This is a genomic window from Streptomyces sp. ActVer (assembly GCF_027270795.1).
GTDB classification, from domain to species: domain Bacteria; phylum Actinomycetota; class Actinomycetes; order Streptomycetales; family Streptomycetaceae; genus Streptomyces; species Streptomyces umbrinus_A.
Map to the genome: position 1 here is coordinate 1 of NZ_JAPWHT010000892.1, position 1331 is coordinate 1331.

Consider the following 1331-nt stretch of genomic DNA (forward strand, 5'->3'; position numbering starts at 1 on the left):
CTGAACCGCCCCGGCTCGAATGGAGACTCGATTTCATGAAAGGATCGAGTCATGGCACGACCTTCCCGTTACCCGCTTGAGCTCCGCCGTCGTGCGGTGCGCATGGTCGCCGAAGTGCGCGACGACTACCCGAACGAGACGGCCGCCTTGCAGGCGGTGACAGAGAAGCTCGACATCGGCTCCCGCGAGACGCTGCGGAACTGGGTGAAGCAGCACGCGATCGACGCGGGCCAGCGTCCGGGGACGACGACGGAGGAGTCCGCCCAGCTCAAGGCGTTGAAGAAGGAGAACGCCGAACTCAAGCGGGCCAACGAGATCCTGAAGGCCGCGGCGAGTTTCTTCGCGGCCGAGCTCGACCGGCCACACACACGCTCGTAGCGTTCATCGACGAGCACCGGGACCGCTTCGGCGGCGTCGAGCCGATCTGCAGGACGCTCACCGAGCACGACTGCAAGATCGCCCCTTCCACGTACTACGCCCACAAGAAACGCCTTGAAGCTCCCTCCGCCCGTTCCGTGCGCGATGAGGAACTCAAAGAACGGATCCAGGAGGTCTACACGTCCAACTACCGTGTCTACGGGGCCCGGAAGATCTGGCGCGAGCTGAACCGGCAGGGACATACGGTGGCCCGCTGCACCATCGAGCGTCTGATGCGCGAACTCGGCATCACCGGCGCCGTCCGCGGCAAGAAGGTGATCACGACGATCACCGATCCGGCCGCCGGGCGGGCCCCGGACCTTCTCGACCGCGACTTTGTCGCCCGTGCCCCCAACCGCTGCTGGGTGGCCGACTTCACGCATGTCGCCGCCTGGAGCGGTGTCGTCTACGTCGCCTTCGTCGTGGACACCTTCTCCCGGCGCATCGTCGGCTGGTCCGCCTCCACCTCCAAGGAGACCCAACTCGTCCTGGATGCACTGGAGATGGCCCTGTGGCAGCGCGACCGCGAGGACCGCCGGCACACTCCGGGGCAACTGATCCACCACTCCGATGCCGGGTCGCAATACACGTCGTTCCGCCTCGCCGAACACCTCGACGCGGCCGGCATCGCAGCGAGTATTGGATCAGTCGGGGACGCGTACGACAACGCCCTGATGGAATCGACGATCGGCCTGTACAAAACCGAGTTGATCAAACCCCAGCGTCCCTGGAAGTCGCTCTCCCAGGTCGAGTTGGCCACCGCCGAGTGGGTCGACTGGTACAACCACCGGCGCCTCCACGGTGAGATAGGCCACGTTCCACCCGTCGAGTACGAGGCCAACCACTACATGGAATCCACGAAACCCCAGGTCACAACCACAATCTGAGATCTCTACCGAACCCGGGGCGGTTCA

Annotated in this window: 1 protein-coding gene; it reads left to right on the forward strand. The window is 64.8% G+C overall.

Annotation, left to right across the window (positions count from 1 at the left end; genetic code table 11):
* Positions 1 to 51: 51 nt before the first annotated feature.
* A protein-coding gene (locus O3Q52_RS53135; RefSeq protein ID WP_269655554.1) for an IS3 family transposase occupies positions 52 to 1304 on the forward strand; the annotation gives its coding sequence in 2 pieces (ribosomal slippage) (positions 52 to 334 and positions 334 to 1304; 1254 coding nt in all).
* Positions 1305 to 1331 lie beyond the last annotated feature (27 nt).